The sequence below is a fragment of the Latilactobacillus curvatus JCM 1096 = DSM 20019 genome (assembly GCF_004101845.1).
GTDB lineage: Bacteria > Bacillota > Bacilli > Lactobacillales > Lactobacillaceae > Latilactobacillus > Latilactobacillus curvatus.
The window spans coordinates 1,176,793-1,194,682 of record NZ_CP026116.1; the positions used below are offsets into that span (position 1 = coordinate 1,176,793).

17 protein-coding genes and 1 riboswitch are annotated in these 17,890 nt (G+C 42.3%); of the genes, 3 read left to right on the plus strand and 14 right to left on the minus strand.

Annotated elements, in window-relative coordinates; genetic code table 11:
• Positions 1-30: 30 nt before the first annotated feature.
• From hpt to pth, 8 genes are all read right to left on the minus strand, one after another.
• Positions 31-576 (minus strand): hypoxanthine phosphoribosyltransferase, encoded by a 546-nt coding sequence (gene hpt, locus LCU_RS06140; RefSeq protein WP_004270773.1) that lies wholly within the window; start codon positions 574-576, stop codon positions 31-33.
• A gap of 22 nt (positions 577-598) precedes the next feature.
• Positions 599-1,969, minus strand: a complete 1,371-nt coding sequence (tilS, locus tag LCU_RS06145; RefSeq protein ID WP_056966726.1) for a tRNA lysidine(34) synthetase TilS — start codon at positions 1,967-1,969, stop codon at positions 599-601.
• A 95-nt stretch (positions 1,970-2,064) separates the two neighbouring features.
• Positions 2,065-2,505 carry a S1 domain-containing RNA-binding protein gene (locus LCU_RS06150; RefSeq protein WP_004270775.1) on the minus strand — a complete coding sequence of 147 codons (441 nt, stop codon included), beginning with the start codon at positions 2,503-2,505 and terminating at the stop codon, positions 2,065-2,067.
• A 131-nt stretch (positions 2,506-2,636) separates the two neighbouring features.
• Positions 2,637-3,023, minus strand: a complete 387-nt coding sequence (locus tag LCU_RS06155) for an FtsB family cell division protein (RefSeq protein ID WP_004270764.1) — start codon at positions 3,021-3,023, stop codon at positions 2,637-2,639.
• A gap of 155 nt (positions 3,024-3,178) precedes the next feature.
• On the minus strand, positions 3,179-3,445 hold the full coding sequence (locus tag LCU_RS06160; RefSeq protein ID WP_004270760.1) for an RNA-binding S4 domain-containing protein: 267 nt from the start codon (positions 3,443-3,445) through the stop codon (positions 3,179-3,181).
• Entirely contained in the window at positions 3,445-5,037 is a 1,593-nt protein-coding gene (locus tag LCU_RS06165; RefSeq protein WP_128486113.1) for a polysaccharide biosynthesis protein, read from the minus strand. The genes LCU_RS06160 and LCU_RS06165 overlap by 1 nt, the downstream gene beginning before the upstream one ends.
• Positions 5,038-5,059: 22 nt before the next feature.
• Positions 5,060-8,584: a transcription-repair coupling factor gene (mfd, locus tag LCU_RS06170; protein WP_056966371.1), complete on the minus strand. Its 3,525-nt coding sequence runs from the start codon at positions 8,582-8,584 to the stop codon at positions 5,060-5,062.
• Positions 8,585-8,785: 201 nt separating this feature from the next.
• Positions 8,786-9,343 (minus strand): aminoacyl-tRNA hydrolase, encoded by a 558-nt coding sequence (gene pth, locus LCU_RS06175; RefSeq protein ID WP_004270761.1) that lies wholly within the window; start codon positions 9,341-9,343, stop codon positions 8,786-8,788.
• 223 nt (positions 9,344-9,566) lie between these two features.
• Between pth and LCU_RS06180 the strand changes: the two genes are divergently transcribed.
• The 3 genes from LCU_RS06180 to cbpA all read left to right on the plus strand — a co-directional run bounded on the left by LCU_RS06180 (position 9,567) and on the right by cbpA (position 13,090).
• A complete protein-coding gene (locus LCU_RS06180) occupies positions 9,567-10,550 on the plus strand; it encodes an L-lactate dehydrogenase (protein ID WP_371857635.1) in 984 nt (327 codons plus the stop codon).
• 208 nt (positions 10,551-10,758) lie between these two features.
• Positions 10,759-12,138 (plus strand): L,D-transpeptidase family protein, encoded by a 1,380-nt coding sequence (locus LCU_RS06185; RefSeq protein WP_056966369.1) that lies wholly within the window; start codon positions 10,759-10,761, stop codon positions 12,136-12,138.
• Positions 12,139-12,412: 274 nt separating this feature from the next.
• Positions 12,413-13,090: a cyclic di-AMP binding protein CbpA gene (cbpA, locus tag LCU_RS06190; RefSeq protein WP_004270771.1), complete on the plus strand. Its 678-nt coding sequence runs from the start codon at positions 12,413-12,415 to the stop codon at positions 13,088-13,090.
• Between the two features lie 43 nt (positions 13,091-13,133).
• Here cbpA and LCU_RS06195 read toward each other — a convergent pair whose 3' ends face one another.
• The 6 genes from LCU_RS06195 to cshA form a co-directional block, all read right to left on the minus strand.
• On the minus strand, positions 13,134-13,661 hold the full coding sequence (locus LCU_RS06195) for a QueT transporter family protein (protein ID WP_004270765.1): 528 nt from the start codon (positions 13,659-13,661) through the stop codon (positions 13,134-13,136).
• A gap of 6 nt (positions 13,662-13,667) precedes the next feature.
• Positions 13,668-13,712, minus strand: a riboswitch (PreQ1 riboswitch).
• Between the two features lie 111 nt (positions 13,713-13,823).
• Positions 13,824-14,189 carry a type II toxin-antitoxin system PemK/MazF family toxin gene (locus LCU_RS06200; RefSeq protein WP_056966366.1) on the minus strand — a complete coding sequence of 122 codons (366 nt, stop codon included), beginning with the start codon at positions 14,187-14,189 and terminating at the stop codon, positions 13,824-13,826.
• Between the two features lie 21 nt (positions 14,190-14,210).
• Positions 14,211-14,471 carry a hypothetical protein gene (locus LCU_RS06205; protein WP_054644385.1) on the minus strand — a complete coding sequence of 87 codons (261 nt, stop codon included), beginning with the start codon at positions 14,469-14,471 and terminating at the stop codon, positions 14,211-14,213.
• A gap of 77 nt (positions 14,472-14,548) precedes the next feature.
• The gene (gene alr, locus LCU_RS06210) at positions 14,549-15,691 is read right to left on the minus strand and encodes an alanine racemase (RefSeq protein ID WP_054644386.1); all 1,143 of its coding nucleotides are present in this window, start codon (positions 15,689-15,691) and stop codon (positions 14,549-14,551) included.
• A gap of 4 nt (positions 15,692-15,695) precedes the next feature.
• Positions 15,696-16,049: a holo-ACP synthase gene (gene acpS, locus LCU_RS06215; RefSeq protein ID WP_004270646.1), complete on the minus strand. Its 354-nt coding sequence runs from the start codon at positions 16,047-16,049 to the stop codon at positions 15,696-15,698.
• 135 nt (positions 16,050-16,184) lie between these two features.
• The gene (cshA, locus tag LCU_RS06220) at positions 16,185-17,756 is read right to left on the minus strand and encodes a degradosome RNA helicase CshA (RefSeq protein WP_004270638.1); all 1,572 of its coding nucleotides are present in this window, start codon (positions 17,754-17,756) and stop codon (positions 16,185-16,187) included.
• Between the last annotated feature and the right edge of the window lie 134 nt (positions 17,757-17,890).

A 17,890-nucleotide genomic window follows, 5' to 3' on the forward strand; every position in this document is an offset into this window, starting at 1 on the left:
ACTATAACATATCTGACTTTTATTGACCATTTATTTACCCGAATAAATTTCAGGTTTCAAAACGCCAATTGTTCCCATATTTCTGTATCGTTCGGCATAGTCCAATCCGTACCCCACAACGAATTCATTTGGGACTTCCATCCCAACATAATCCGAATGAACTGGCACAATTCGACGGCTTGGTTTGTCCATTAACGTGCAGACTTTAATTGAGTTTGCTTGACGTGTTTTAAGAATTGCCATTAAGTAATTCAACGTGCGCCCAGTATCTACAATATCTTCGATAATGATAATGTCGCGGCCTTTAACACTCGTATCTAAATCTTTGATGATTTTAACTTCACCTGACGAGATGGTCTCAGCACCATAACTTGACACATCCATAAAGTCGATTTCAACATGGAGGTCAATTTCGCGAATCAAATCTGTCATGAAGACGATCGCACCCTTTAAAATACCAATTAATAACGGGTTTTTACCTTGATAATCCGCTGTAATTTGTTTTCCTAAGCGCTGATTAACCTTTTGAATGTCTTCTCTTGAATATAATACGCGTTCAATATCTTTTTCTAACATTGTGCCAGCCTCCGTAATTTGCTTAATCATCTAAATAACATAGTATGTACCGTATTTTACCAGTTTGTTCGCGATTAAACAACGCCGAAATCCGTAAATCCGGCCGGCCAAGCAATTGATTTGGGGTCCAAACCGCCCATGCATTTTGGCGCTTTGCCTGTGGGGTTTTAGTATCAATCCATAACCGTTGAATGGTTTTGTGGTGTGCCTTATCAAGCATTATTCGATCTGTTGCTTGTAGCGCCCTGAGTTGCAGTGGCCATTCCTCTGGTGCTAACCAAACGACCTGTTGCCGTTGAACTTGATTAGGTAGATGGTCGATATCGAAAACACCAACTTGTTCGCCATTTTTTAACCGCAGCCATTCATTAATCGCTAATGTTCGTGTTTTGACCAAAGAATCCACTATTTGGTGGACACCAATCCGAAAACACCGATACTGCTTTTCAAAAATGATGCCATTGTTCAATGCCACTTGGCCTTGCGGTTTCTGCGGGTTCGCCAACAATTGTTGCACTTGCATTAACTGGGCTGCCTTTAACGCCGGTAAAGTCTTGAAATATCGTTGCCACACCAATTGCCAGAGCGCCCTTTGTTGTGTCTGGTTCAAGCCATCGAGTTGGTCTAAACGCCCTTCAATTGCCGCCGGCTGTTTTTTGATTGCCAACAATGGCAGTAACGCCGCGGTTAGATCATCTTGGTGTGCCACCATTTGGGTCAGACTTTGACTGAACCGATTGGCATTTTGAATCAAGTGTGGATTTTCTCGTTTTAAAAGTGGCACCACCGCATGTCGCATCCGATTACGAAGAACAGTTTGTTCCTGATTGGTTTGATCTTCGTAATACCTCAAACCAATCTGATCAGCGTAATCACGCAGTTGTTGCTTACTAAAAGGTAATAGCGGGCGAATTAACGTCCCCGTTTTAAACGGTCTGACTTGCCGAATCCCCCGCATTTCATGCAATTCACCGCTACGAACTAATTTCATGAGCAAGGTTTCTAGTTGATCGTCGCCGTGATGCGCGGTCACCAAGTAATGCGCCGATTCGGTTCGCATGACTTGATCAAAAAAAGCATAGCGAAATTGACGTGCCGCCGCTTCAACCCCTGTTTCAGGATGACTCGCTTTTGGCCAATGTTGAATGCGTAACGGGATGGCATGCAATCGGCAAAACTGGGTTAAATATTTTTCTTCAGCCGTACTTTGCGCACGCAATTCATGATTAACGTGAGCCACAACGACTTGGGGTCGTTGTTTTTGGGGCAGATGAGTCAATAACCACAATAAAACCATTGAATCGACTCCCGTTGACGTTGCCACCACAACCTTGTCGCCGGCTTGCCAGAACTGCTCTTTTTGAAGATGTATTTGAAATGCTTGTTCTAACATACCGATTCCTCTCCAACACAGACTTGAAATGAAATAAAGGTTGCCCCGAAAGTCTATCACTAAACTTTCAAGCCAACCTTTATCAATTTGTTCTATTAACTGCGACGGCCGCCACGGCCACCACGTTTACCTTCTGTATTCCGTTTAATCGTTGATAAGCGATCTTCACTATCTTTTAAGAACCCTGATAATAAATCATCAAAGCCTTCTTTTTTAGGTGCGCTTGAATGCTCTGGTTTGCGATATCCACCGCGATTATTATTTGGACGACTTTGAGGGCGCGGATGTTCTTGCACTTTAGGTTGATCAACGGCTTTGCGGATTGATAAACCAATCTTACCGTTTTGATCTGACATAACCTTCACCGTGACTTCATCACCAACGGTTAAAACATCATGAATATCTTTGATATAACTATCGGACACTTCACTAATATGTACCAACCCGGTTTTGCCTTCACCTAAATCTACAAAAGCACCAAAATTCGTAATGCCCGTTACTTTACCAGCAACTTTTGAACCAACTTCAACTGCCATATAAAACTACGTCCTCCTAAATGGTCGTTTGAACTCGTCAAACTTTTAATCACTTAAGCGTGATATTTAATAAAATAAGTATAGCACGCTTTGCCCTTGAAACAAGGTCGTATTCTGAATTATTTTTGTTGCTAATTTAAATTAGGCGCCTTGTCCTGGGGCAAACTGAAGATGGTTTCACCGTCTTTAGAATAGTAATACTTGTACCGAATGTATTTGGCCAAGTAATCATTATCATGCAGCTGTTGCACTTGAATCTTTAAATCAGATTCAGTTGCTTTAGCTTTTTTTAATGTCTTTTCTTTAGCTGCCGTTGTTTCTCTAATCTCGGCCAATGAATGATGGGTTTGGAAAATCTGCACACCACAAATTAAGACGACTAATACTGCAACAATCCCCAAGCCACATAAGCGGCGTTTATGAACACGCTTAACATGGGCTGCCTTGTCTTGCACGATTTTCTGGGCTGCTTGTTGCTGGGTAAATGCATTCTCGATTTTCGCAATTTTTCGACTCACTTAGAAGCCCCCCATCTCGGAATTAAGTTCATTATAGCAATTTCACAAAAAGGTCGTCAACTAAGATCCCAGATTCTTAATGACTTTTATTAAGATGCTCAACAAAGTCACAAAAAAAAGCACCGGCCCATATTAATTCGGCCAGCGCTTTTTCCTTAATCAAAGTTTTCAGCTTGTCTTGTTTCCAAAATTTCATACATTTCAGCTGCATCGCTTTTCTTCGTAGTTTCGATGATCTGTGTGATGCGTACGACCATCGTTTTATTACCAAATCCGATTTCCAGTTTATCACCCACGATGACATTGCTTGAAGATTTTGCAGGGCGATCATTAATCATGATTCGACCCTTGTCTGCAATTTCTTTCGCAACTGAACGTCGTTTAATGATTCGTGATACTTTCAAAAATTTATCTAAGCGCATTATTTTGTCCTACCTTTTATTTTTTTCGAAAGGCGCAATAGTTGCCGGCCACCTGGCATCGTCAGCCATTCTCGAATCGAGAATAATTGCCACCGTAATGCTAATCCGCCAAATAGGAGCACACCAACGAGTACGCCAAGGCCCGTCCCTAAAATCGCATGTCCTCTGGAACTAAGTGATTGTGGTGCAAACTGTAGCGCAATCTTAACACCCAGCCACATCACTGCACAAATCGCAAGTAACTTACCGGTAAAGCGTTGCAAACCAAGCGCTTGCCGTACAATCACTGGTGATTGCCGTAAAATTAAGGCTAACACAACACCGAGGCTGATAACAGTCCCGACACTCGCGCCAACAATTTGATAGTGTTGCACAAGCCATTGATTGATTGCTACTTTAACGATTAACCCAACAATTAAGGCTGCCGTTGTTTTATGGAACTGATCAAGACTTTGGAGCACCGAGTTGCAAGCATTGATCAGCGCGATGATTGCGATACTCAACATATACCAAACCAATGCCTGATTACCATCAGCATCCCCGAATAAGAAATAATTAATCTGCGGCATCAAAACCATTAGGCCGGTGGTTGCTGCTGCCGATAAACCTAAACTGATATGAATCAGCGCTTCAGCAACTTGTTGAAATTGATATTGTTGCCGCCGTTGCCGCGCTTGTGACAGACTCGGAATCAACGTTGATGAGAAGGCAAGTGACACGACTAATCCCAGCTGGACAAGTGGTTGCCCACGGTCAAAAATCCCCTTCATATTCTTAGCAAGTTCTTCCGATAATCCACTGAGGACCAACCCTTTTTTAACTGTGAAGGAATCAACCAGCTGTAATAACACAATTAATGAAGCAAAGAGGCAAATTGACCCGCCTTCAATCGCTAAGCGTTTTGCCAATTGTTGATACGCCTTAAAATCGATGCCACCACGGTGTGGCGCCTTGAGTTGAAAGGCGGTTTCTGCTGGCCGTAATAAAATATAGGTTGCAACCAAGCCGCCAAAGAAGGCGCCTGACATCGCCCATGTGCCCATTTCATACACTGACCAGTGCAGTTTCAAAGATAGCCACGCTGCCGCCAAGATGACCACGACCCGCACGAGTTGCTCAGCAACTTGTGAAACCGCCGTCGGTACCATATTGAAAATTCCTTGGAAGTACCCCCGCGTCACCGCTAGAAACGGCATCAATAAAAACATAAACGATACCATTTCAATCAGCGGTGTTAATGCTGGATCCGCCATCGCCCCCGCAATTTTCGGCGCTTGATACTGTAAATAAATGAAGATTGCAGCACCAAAGATGCCTAACAGTGCAAATGAGCGTCTTAACAGCTGCGTTTGTTCCTCCGGATTGACTTGTTCAGCAACCAGTTTCGAAATATAAACTGGAAAGCCACTAAGTGCAAACGTCATGCCAATGCCATAGATTGGATAGACTTGTTGATACACGTAAAAGCCGGTGTTACCGACCATATTTTGAAATGGAATCCGATAAACGGCACTTAATACCTTCGCGATAAACGACGCAATTGATAAAATGACCGCGCCTTTCATCAGATGTTGCATCTGTTTATTTTGCATGCCTGGCCTCCACTTAGCGTGCCTAATCCGTTGGTTGTTCCGTGTGCTTTTGTTCTATCTTCAAGAGACTTGTAACAAAAGTTGCCACTTCACTCAACCAATCTGCCGGTTGCATCTTCGGCTGGATTACGAGTTTCACGCTTAATTGTTCTTGTTCAAACCCGACCGTTGCTTTCAAGCGGGTTGTCGATAACGCTTCAAAAATTTGTTCACCTGAAACAAGGCGACTGCCCTTCGCCGATAAGGTGACTTGAATGATTTCTTTCGTTTGTTTGATGGTTTCGATTAACGCGTCATCTGCATTCATCTTCAACTGACCAATCGCTAATAAATTAGCGACTTGATCTGGATAATCACCGAACCGGTCAATTAAATCGGCCTGAATTTCATCAAAGGCCGCTTCTGAATCCATCTGGCGAATCCGTTTATAAATTTCAATTTTTTGGCGTTGATCATTAATATACGCGTCTGGTAAGTAAGCTTCCAGTTTAAGATCAATTTCGGCATTCGTTTTAGCAACGACTTGCTTCCCTTGTTTCTTAGCGACGGCCTCACCCAACATTTGCGAGTATAGGTCAAACCCAACAGAATCGATAAAACCATGTTGTTGCTTACCTAATAAATTACCAGCTCCCCGAATCGATAAATCACGCATCGCAATTTTAAACCCGGACCCTAATTCGGTAAAGTCCTTGATGGCCTGAAGTCGTTTCTCACTAACTTCCGTTAAAACCTTATCGGGTTTATACATAAAGTAACCGTAAGCAATCCGGCTACTACGTCCAATCCGGCCGCGTAATTGATAGAGCTGTGAAAGACCGTAATGATCAGCATCTTCAACAATCATCGTATTGACGTTAGGCATGTCAACCCCGGTTTCAATAATCGTGGTTGTCACCAAGACGTCGTATTTACCTTGGACAAAGTCGTAGATGACACCTTCTAGTTGTGCCTCGGTCATCTGACCATGTGCGAACCCAACCGTTGCTTCAGGAACCAGCGCTTGAATCTCATCGACCGTGCGTTCAATGTCACTCACTCGATTATGGAGGTAAAACACTTGACCATTCCGTTCTAATTCCCGTTCAATCGCTTCGCGCATCGCACCGGCATTTTGTTCCATGACATACGTTTGGATAGGATAGCGGTTAGTCGGTGGCGTTTCAATCACAGATAAATCACGCACACCGAGCATCGACATGTGTAACGTCCGTGGAATCGGCGTTGCCGTCAACGTTAACACGTCAACTTGTGCCTTCAACTGCTTAAGTCGTTCTTTGTGTTTTACACCAAAGCGTTGCTCTTCATCGACAATCAACAAGCCAAGATCTTTAAACTTGATGTCTTGCGATAACAAGCGGTGGGTGCCAATCACGATGTCGACTTTGCCCTCTGCTAAGCCTTTGAGCGTTGCCGTCACTTCTTTGCGCGTTTTAAACCGTGACAGTAAACCAATTTCGACCGCAAAATCCGCGAAGCGTGTCAGCATGTTTTCATAATGTTGTTGCGCCAGAATCGTTGTTGGCACTAAAAAGGCCACCTGTTTACCGGCTTCAACAGCCTTAAAAGCCGCCCGCAAGGCGACTTCCGTTTTCCCAAAGCCAACGTCGCCGACTAATAATCGATCCATTGGACGGACGCGTTCCATATCATGCTTGATTTCAGCGGTACTGCGTAATTGATCATCTGTTTCAGGATAGGGGAACTGGCCTTCAAATTCAGCCTGTAATCGATCATCTTTTGGAAAGGCAAATCCCTTTTCAGCCTCCCGTTGCGCATAAAGTTCGATTAAATCATCGGCGATATCTTCAATCTTTGCCGAAACTTTACTCTTAGTCTTTTGCCACTCGCCACCGCCAAGCTTATTAATCTTCGGTGTTTTGGCCTCGGCAGAGACGTATTTTTGCACCATATTGAGTTGAGTGACTGGGATAAATAACTTCCCATTATCCCGATACAAGATGGTGATGTAGTCTTGATGAACCCCATCGACTTCCAAGGTTTCCATGCCGACGTATTCGCCAATCCCATGATTGACGTGGACCACGTAATCACCTGGTTTTAATTCGTTATAACTCTTTAACCGTTCTGCATTGGCCAAGGTTTGCCGCCGGACTTTTTTCTTCGGCGCCGTATTGAACAGTTCCTTTTCAGTTAAGACCACCAGTTTTAAATCCGGTAATTCAAAGCCATTTTGAAGTGACCCTTGAATGATTTGTGTCCGCCCCGTCTCCAACTGAGTCTTATTGGCGATGACGGCATCAATTTCAAAGTCGTGGAACGTCTGATCAATCTTCTTGACCCGTTTAGGATCAGACACGAGCACAATGACCGTTTGTTTTTGCTTTTGCCAATGCGCAATCTCGGTTTTCAAAAGCGGCATTTGGCTAAAGAATTGTTGCACCGTCCGCGTGGGTAAATTGTTGAGTGCATCGAGTTTTAACTTCCCCATTCCCTTTTGGAACAGTGATAGATAGAGATGCGCATGTGTATCTTTTTTGATGAGCGCTTGGGCATCCATCATGAGTCGTTGGTCTGGCAACATGCGGTGGGTTTCCAACATATCGGTTTGCCAGTTGGCCGCTTCTTCAGTCAAAATCCGCTGCGTTTCTAAAATGCGCGGATAGTCATCAAAAATCACTAAGCCACTCTTTTTAAAGTAATCAATCAGACTTGATTGATCTGGATACAGATAATCAACAAACAACGCTAAATTCTCAACGCGTTCACCGGCCAACAACCGTTCAATCGGTGTTTCAAAGTTTGTCGCCAATTGTTTTTGTTCAGTTTTATCCGTTATTTTGGCCGCAACCGCCTCATAAGCTGCTTGTAATGCCTCACCAGCCATTTCCAATTGTGCTGTGTTGGCCAATAAGTCAGTCGCCGGCATAATTTGAACACTATCTAAATTCTCAATACTCCGTTGCGTATCTGCTTCAAAAGAACGCAGTGAATCCACTTCAGTATCAAAGAGTTCAATCCGGACCGGATTTTCCGCGTCCAGTGGAAAAATGTCAATAATATCCCCCCGCATTGCGAACTCACCAGGTTTACCAACCAACTTATCTCGGAAATAACCCATTTCACCAAGTTGCGCAGCAAGTGCCTGGGGATCAACTTCACTATCTGTATTGATTGTGAGTTGACTATCTTGCCACTGACGCGCTGTAGGTAATAACCGCCGCATGCCCGCGACCGATGTAATCACAATTCCTTTTTTGCCTGTTGCTAAAAAACTCAACGTTCGCACACGTTCCGCTCTGGACTCAGGTGAACTAACTGCCATTTCAGCCGCCATCACTTCTTCAACTGGGAAAGTGTAAATCTGATCACTATTGAGTAAATTACTCAAATCATCAGCAACTTGATTGGCTTGGAACGTATTACTCTCAATAATCAATAAGGGTTGTTGTTTATAAATCGTCGCCAAAAACAGGGTTTTCGCTGATCCCGAAAGCCCTGTAAGTAGTTGTTTAATCCCTGGTCGTTGATTCTTTAAAACGAATTGCACCTGTTTGGTCTGCCCCAGCATTGTCATTAAATCCATGTAAAAGTTCCTTTACTTTCTTATTATGATGGCGCGAAGAAACGTGCTCTGTTGCTAACCGCAACCAAACGCACTCTGTTTTTGAAACGTGTCATTGGCAGTAGATTCCTGCGCTTTGCTACACTTTTCAAATCGCCGCTTGCAGCGTCAATTCGCCAAGTTAGGCAAATGCTCAGAATCTGACCAACTGCCAACGACACTCTAATTAAATTTATTCATCGTTTTCATGAAGTCGTCGTTTTGGCACCAGTCTTCTAGTGCTTCGCATGCCTGGTCTAGTGCTTGATTGATAATTGGTGCGCTGTCTTTGTCAAACGGCGTTAAGACCCAGTTAACGACTGTACTTTTTTGTGGATGTTGAATCCCAACTTTGACACGCTTAAATTCTGAGCTTTGGACACTTGCGATGATACTCTTAATGCCGTTGTGGCCTCCCGCTGAACCTTTTTGCCGTAAGCGCAACTTGCCTAGCGTTAAGTCCATATCATCTTGGATAACTACTAATTCATCTAGGTTAACTTGGTAGTATTTCATTAAAGGCCCGACTGAACGACCGGAATCATTCATAAACGTTAGTGGTTTCACTAAGAAAATCGTTTCCCCTTCATATTTAAAGCTCCCGTATTCAGCTTCAAAATCATGCTTGTTTAAGGTCACATTAAACCGTTCGCATAATTGATCAATCACCATAAAACCAATGTTGTGTTTTGTCTTTGCATACTTACTGCCTGGGTTTCCCAAGCCAACAATCATTTTCATTATTAACGTCCTCTTTTTGACTGGCGCTATCACGCAAAAATTCTGAGCAGTTAATTCTCCCCAGTCGCCAGTTGATATTAAGAACCATTATACCATATTCAGTTTATTTCTCTCTTTGTGAAAGAAATAGTTTTCTGAAAATTTAACCAAAAATCGCGAACTTTGGTGTAAATTATGCTATACTGGTTTTCGAAATGAAGAATTGATTTACAGAAAGGACGTCATTATATTGGCAAACATTGAAAAAGATCACCAAAAAGTTATCCTCGTCGGCGACGGCGCTGTAGGTTCTAGTTACGCTTATGCATTAACTTTACAAGGTATTGCACAAGAAGTTGGTATCGTAGATATCTTTAAAGAAAAAACACAAGGTGATGCAATCGATTTATCTGATGCATTAGCTTTCACTTCTCCTAAGAAAATCTATGCTGCTGAATACTCAGATGCAAAAGATGCTGACGTTGTTGTTATCACAGCTGGCGCACCACAAAAACCAGGTGAGACACGTTTAGACTTAGTAAGTAAAAACCTTAAAATCTTGAAGACAATCGTTGACCCAATCGTTGAATCTGGCTTTAACGGTATCTTCTTAGTTGCTGCTAACCCAGTTGATATCTTGACATACGCTACATGGAAATTATCAGGTTTCCCTAAAGAACGCGTTATCGGTTCAGGTACATCACTTGACTCAGCTCGTTTCCGTAAAGACATCGCTGAAATGGTTAACGTTGACGCACGTTCGGTCCATGCTTATATCATGGGTGAACATGGTGATACAGAATTCCCTGTATGGTCACACGCTAACATCGGTGGTATCAAGATTTCTGAATGGGTTAAAGCTCATCCAGAAATTAAAGAAGAAGAACTTGTTAAGATCTTCGAAAGTGTTCGTGACGCTGCTTACACAATCATTAACTTAAAAGGTGCTACATTCTACGGTATCGGTACTGCATTAGCTCGTATTACTAAGGCTATCTTAGACGACGAAAATGCTGTCTTACCATTATCTGTATACATGGAAGGCCAATACGGCTTGAACGATATCTTTATCGGTTCACCTGCTGTTATTAACCGCTCAGGTATCACAAGCATCCTTGAAATTCCATTGACAGACCACGAAATGGAAAGCATGCACAGTTCTGCAAAACAATTAAAAGATATCGTTACAAAAGCATTTGCTGAATTAGATATCGAAACTCGCCAATAAGCTCTTTGCTGTTGGTCAAACGACTCTCATTTAATGAGAGTCGTTTTTTTATGGTGTTAATATTATCAACTACATATTTTTTATTAAAAATAATACTTTTTTATTTCTTTTTGGGTGCATATCTTGTATGCTAACTATTAGTTAACGCCTTTGTATTTTATGTGATACTGGGGTATGATTAACCTATGCAGAGATTGGAGTTGAGGTTGTGAAACTTACGAAGAAAGCCTACGTCGCCCTTGGCGTAGCAGCCGTTATCCTTGTTGGAGGTTACTCGGCAGTCAGTCTTCATTATCAAAAAGCATTCTTGCCACATACGACCGTTGCCGGTGTCAACATTAGTGGCCAATCAGTCGCAGACGCTAACACAGAACTCTTAAAAAAAGTGAATCGTCAAAAATATACGCTAAAGGATAACAATCAAACATTGCTAACTTTTAGCGGTCAAGAAGCTGGCTTTAGCCATAATTTTAAACCGTTATTGGAAAAGATTGAAAAAAGCCAAAACGGTTGGTCTTGGCTAGGCCACGTTTTTGCCAGTGAACAAACAACTAAATCAGAAGACGCACTCATTTTAAATGCCGCTGATTTTGACAAATTCTCAACGGAAACCCTCGAAAAGGTCAACGCTGATCGCAAACCTTCAGAGAATGCCCATATTAACCTCGAGAATCATCAGTTCGATCTCGTAAAAGAAGTCTACGGGAACACAATTGATGCCGCTAAGTTCAAAAAAGCAGTTGCCCACGGTATTAACCAAGGTCAAGCAACAATCGACTTAAAAAACGATTATGCGCAACCTGAAGTGAAATCTACGGACAAGCAATTGAAAAAAACTGCCGATCAATTGAAGACGATTGCTAATGAAAAAATCAGCTATTCAGTTAATGGTAATGATTTCCAAGTTCCTAAAGAAGACATCCAAAGTTGGTTAACGTATAACAACGGTACAATTAGTCTAGATAAAGCTGCCGTTACCAAATACGTTTATCAATTAAAGGCAAAGTATGATACTTTTGACAAAGATTTGACCTTCAATTCTACAAAAGAAGGCACAGTCGCTGTCCCAGCTGGAATTTATGGGTGGAGTATCTCTCCTGCCGATGAAATCCACGCCTTAATGACAGAAGTGCCTAAGGGCAAAGATTTCTCAAGAACAGCTGTTATCCGTGGTTCCGGAACTGATCAGAAAACGCGTAGTGTCGGTTCAACCTACATCGAAATTGATTTAAAAGCCCAACATATGTGGCTCTATCAAGATGGTAAGGTCACAATTGACACTGATATCGTTTCAGCACGTCCACCACAAGTCACCCCAACCGGTGTTTGGAGCGTTTGGAAGAAAGAACGCAATGCCACATTGAAGGGGAAGAACTTTGATGGGGTCAGCGAATACGCAAGCCCAGTTAATTACTGGATGCCAATCGATGAAACTGGCGTTGGGATTCATGATTCGCCATGGCAACCTAAGTACGGTGGTGACTGGTATAAAGAACACGGCTCACACGGCTGTATCAATACCCCACCTGGCACAATGGCTAAACTCTACGATACTGTTAGCGAAGGCATTCCAGTTGTAGTGATTTAGACGTAGTGTACTAGCAACACCTCTCCTCTACGGATTAACCAGAGGTAGCTGACCTACAGAATTCGTTTAGAAAAAGTAAGCTCAACGATTAAATACAAAGTAGGAATAAAATTAACTTTTATCCCTGCTTTTTTATTGCTTAGATTTCACGTTCTTTCTCATCGATTACTAATCAAGTTTTCGCTGAGTCGAAAAACTAGTTATTTTAATCTGCTTGGTGGTATGCTATGATTACATTAGTATATGAGAGAATTTTAATCTAAGGAGAAAGCCTATGCTCATTAAATCCCTAGTTTTACCTAAAGAACGTCTCACCACAATTGTTGAATCGGTGACCTTAGAAGAAGCATTACAGCTACTAGAAGAGTCTGGTTACCGTTGTGTGCCCGTCCTAGATGCTAGCGGCAAGATTTTCCGCGGTAACATCTATAAGATGCACATCTACCGTCATAAGTCTCAAGGGGGCGATATGCAGCTTCCCGTGACCAGCTTATTGAAGAATATGACCAAGTATATTCCAGTTGACGCACCGTTTTTCAAAGTATTCTTCAACATTAAAGATTTGCCATACATCGCCGTATTAGACGAAGATAGCAATTTTTACGGAATTCTCACGCATAGCACGTTATTAAATATGCTTTCTGAAGCGTGGAATCTCGAATTAAGTAGCTATGTACTCACTGTGCTTTCTTCTGGTGAACAAGGTGATTTGGTTGCCATGTCGAAGATTATCGCTAAATATACCTCAATCGCCAGCTGCATCACCTTAGATGCTAAGCAAGATGAATTCGTACGACGCACCCTTTTCACCTTGCCTGCTGGACTTGATCTTGAGATTTTGAAAAAGATTGTTTATAAGCTCGAGAAAAAAGGCTATCGTGTTCCTGAAATCGATGATTTACAATCTGATAAGGCGCTCCGTGATGACTCCAAACTTGATGATTTAGTTTAACGCAAAAAAGGGCAGTCCTAATTAGGACTGCCCTTTTTAATCTTTATGATTTCATTTGTGCATCAAAGTGCACAACTTTATCCACAGCATACATTACTGGTGCGGTAATCACCATGATGACTGCTTCTGAAAGTGCCAACGAAATATACGTTGGCCAGAATGGAATGTGTGTGCTAGCAGTAGAACCGGTTAACACAATCATCCACGCAATCATACACATCGAAACGGTGAACAAGAGAATATTGACCACCATTTTTTGCCAAGTTTGTTTTAAATAGGGCATCACAAGCGTTAATACAAGCAGCGCCAATAAAGTTTGCCCGCCACCAAAAAGCGTATCGAGTAACTTGTTTTCAGAACTGAAAAAGAAATTGAACACTAATACCCCACCGAAAACACCCCATAGATATTTCTTATTGAAGACCACTAAATGGTTTAAGCCTTCCGAAATTCTAAATTGAATGGCTCCTGAAGCAAATCCCAACATACCTGGGAATAACGATAAAACAACGTATAATGCTGCCACTAACCCGTTTAGAATCACCGTTTTTAATCGACTTTGATTCGTCATCTTTGAATCCTCCTAGTTTTTTTGCGTGGGATGGTTACGAACCACGTTTTTTCGAACAGCTACCATCATATCATATTTACCGGCTGTTGATAAAGGTCAAAAAAAAGAGAACCCGCTTTTATAAGCGGGTTCTCTTCATTCTTTCTTTTTGGTATTTATGTATTAAGGATTTAAGACCGCTTTAAGTCCAACACTAATGGTGAGCGCCCGATCGACTTGTGCCATCTTATCCGCCACTAAATGTGTGACGCGATCTTTCAAGCGTTGTTTATCAATCGTTCGTACCTGTTCTAATAAAATCACGGAGTCGCGTTCGACACCATTATCCTTGGCCGTAATCCCAACGTGTGTTGGTAATTTCGGTTTTTGAATCTTTGCTGTAATCGCGGCAACGATTACGGTTGGACTATGGTGATTACCCACATCATTTTGAATGATTAAAACAGGACGCATGCCCCCTTGTTCTGAACCGACCACTGGTGATAAATCCGCATAAAAAATATCGCCACGCTGTATTAATTCTCCCACTTGTTCTCCCTCCAATTAGGATCAATCAACTACGCGAATGTGTGCGTACGCCTCACTTTCGCAAGCGTTAAATTCAGCCGCAATTTGACTGTTGATGCTAGCCATCTCAGCGTACCCGTTAATGACGTTATCTACTTTTGACTGTCTGGTCGCCATGAATTCGTGAAGCGCATCTTGAATCAAATCACTCTCATCAAGGGCATACACCTCACAATACTGCTTAATTGCTTGGACCAACTCAACGTCTAATTTAACGGATAGTTGTTCACGGTTAGCTTTCATCTGCATCAACCTCCGAATCAACACTTTAACCTTTATTCATCCTACCACAGAACTGGCGATAATCAAATTCTTAATCCTTAATGTTCATCAATTCCACTGTAAACCCGTGGTAACCGATCAGATAAACCACAGATAATTTCATAGTGAATCGTCCCTGCATAATCTGCGATCTCTTGTAAAGTAATTTCGTCATCACCACTTTTACCAACAAAAACTACTTTGGTCCCCACTGGATATTGCTTAGGTAACCGAATCATCAATTGATCCATGCAGACCCGACCGACAATTTCACACCGATGTCCATCCACCAAAACGGTTGAGCCTTGCATCCGTCTAGACCAACCATCGGCGTAACCGATTGGAATCGTCCCAATCCATTCAGATTCACTCGCTTCATAAGTCGCACCGTAACCAATCTTACTTCCGGCTTCAACTTGCTTAACAAAGACCAATTCTGATTCAAGACTTAGCGCCGGTTTCAATGCATAAGGCAATTCAGGAATCGCATTCCCTGAAGGATTCAATCCGTACATACTAATTCCCATTCGAATTAAATTCTCATTGCAAGCTGAGTGCCATAAACTCGTGGCTGAATTCGAAACATGCACAAATCGTGGACATTCTGGTAACACGGCTACTAGTTCATTAAACCGGGCACTTTGTTCTTTAAAATAAGTATCATCGGGATCATCCGCAGTTGCGAAATGGGTAAAAATCCCTTCTAAATCAAAATATTTCGCATGTGCTTTGATAAATGTGGCTGCTGCTAGTAATTCAGTCGCATTTCTAAAACCAATTCGCCCCATACCACTATCCACACTCAAATGAATGTGCATTGGTTGTGGATAAGGTATTTGTTGGGCAATTTCGTAAGCAGCTTGCAACCATTCGAGTGATCCGACCGTAATGGAGATTTGGTTGGCAATCACCAATTCGATTTCGGTGGGCTGTGTAATCCCTAGCACCAAAATGGGTTCCGTAAAGTTAGCACGCCGTAAAGCTAAGGCCTCATCTAAAATAGCCACACAAAATCCTGCAGCACCAGCCGCTTGGGCCGCTTCTGCAACAGGAATCATGCCATGCCCATAAGCATTTGCTTTTAAGACAGGGAAAATCACTGCATCTGTGCCTTTTAAATCCTTTAGTTCATTTTGAATATTTTCATAAATTGCGTTTTGATCAACTAGAATGCGTGTTGGTCGTAAGTAGCCGACTGTCATCGTCTCAACCTCTTTCCAAAATAACTTCTGCCATCACTAACGTCGTTGTATGCGAAAGTGATACGTGGACAGTTCCCTCAAATAAATCTTGTTTGATGTAGGGTTTGCCCTTTGCATCATTTAACGTTTCAATCGCTTGCAGTTGTACCTGTCCAATACCAGTCCCATAAGCTTTACTAAAAGCTTCCTTCACTGCAAAGCGCCCCGCTAAAAATTCTAACGCACGGCGCCCCGTATACCGTTTAAACAGTTCATATTCCTTAGCTGTTAATACTTTTTCAGCAAAATGACTATTCTTACTCTGTGCTTTTTCAAATCGATCAATTTCGGCTAAATCAATGCCTAATCCAGCAATCATCGTCTTCGCCCCTAGTACCCTATTTTTAATTAGTTTACCACAAAAAAGACAGAGACTGAACTTACATCTCTGTCACAATTGACTATATGAAAACAGCGGCCGACCAAGTTGGCCGCCCGCTGTTTTTAAAAAGTCTTATTTATCGTTTGTACGAATTGTGAAGTTCCGTTTTGAACGGCCATCAGTCTTCTTACGGTTGTCACGATTGTCATTGCTACGACGTTTGCTGCTATCGCCGTTGCCACTGTTGCGACGACCGTCTTTGTTGTCATTACCACGACGTTTGCCATCGCCATTACCACGACGATTGCCACCGCGATAGCCGCCACCGTTACCGCCACGACGATTGCCGCCGCCATTCCGGTTGCCGCTACGATTGCCACCTTTTTTACGTGAAGGCAATGGACGTTCTGGTGTTATCTTAACAGGAACTGATTCCTTGCTGATTGTCTTCAAAAGCACTGAAGCTAATTCAACGTCAGAGAATTGTTTCAATAATTCTTCAGCTTCTTCGCTGAATTTAGCCAATTGGCCTTTTTCAATCATTGAGTTGATGTCTGCAACCGCTGCAGCTAATTGGCCCTTGAAGGCTTCTTTTTCTGTAGGTGGTTGTAATGGTAACATCCGTTTCTTCGTTAAGTTTTCGATGATGTGTAAGTATTCCATTTCGTTTGGTGTTACAAAAGTAACTGAAACGCCTGACTTACCGGCACGACCTGTCCGGCCAATCCGGTGAACATAACTATCAGGATCTTGAGGAATATCGTAGTTATAAACATGGGTCACACCTGAGATATCAAGACCACGAGCAGCAACGTCTGTTGCCACTAAGATATCTAAACGGCCAGCCTTAAATGATTTCAAGACGCTCATCCGTTTTTGTTGTGATAAATCACCGTGAATCCCTTCAGCATTGTAACCACGAGCCTTCAAACCGCGTGTTAATTCATCAACACGCCGTTTTGTCCGACCAAAGATTAATGTTAATTCAGGTGATTGAACATCGAATAAACGCGTCATAATGTCGAATTTTTCGAAGTCCTTTGCCCGCACATAGTATTGATCAATTAAGTCAGCCGTTAATTCTTTTGACTTCACTTTGATCATTTCAGGGTTAGTCATGAAGCTCTTACCGATTTTCATGATTGGTGCTGGTAATGTTGCTGAGAATAAAAGTGTTTGACGTTGGTCTGGCACTTGTTTGATGATGCTTTCGATATCATCAACGAAGCCCATGTCTAACATTTCGTCAGCTTCATCTAAGACCAATGTTTTCACGTGGTCTAATTTAACTGTGCGACGGTTGATATGATCCAATAAACGACCCGGTGTCCCAACAAGAATTTGTGGGTGATCTTTTAATGAGCGGATTTGGCGACGAATGTCAGCCCCACCGTATACAACTTGTACTTTCGCTTTACGGTCGCGACCTAAGCGATAGAGTTCTTCTTGTGTTTGGATTGCCAATTCACGCGTTGGTGAAATGATCAATGCTTGAATGTTAGGATTGTCTAAGTCTAAGTTTTGTAAGATTGGTAAACCAAAAGCGGCTGTCTTACCGGTACCAGTTTGTGCTTGACCGATAACATCCTTACCAGCTAATGCCAATGGGATTGTTTCGCCTTGGATGGGTGTTGCTTCTTCAAAGCCAGCGCGTTCGATGGCTTTCATAATTGGTTCTGATAAACCTAATTCTGCGAATTTCAAATAGTGTTCCTCCTTGTTTTGTAAAAAACATGCCATTACAAAACAGGTCCACTTCGTCAATTGCACCATTTTCAAAAATCTGTCTTGTAATATAATTGTTTTCAAAAGCCTTTTTCATTAAAAAAGCTCCTTAA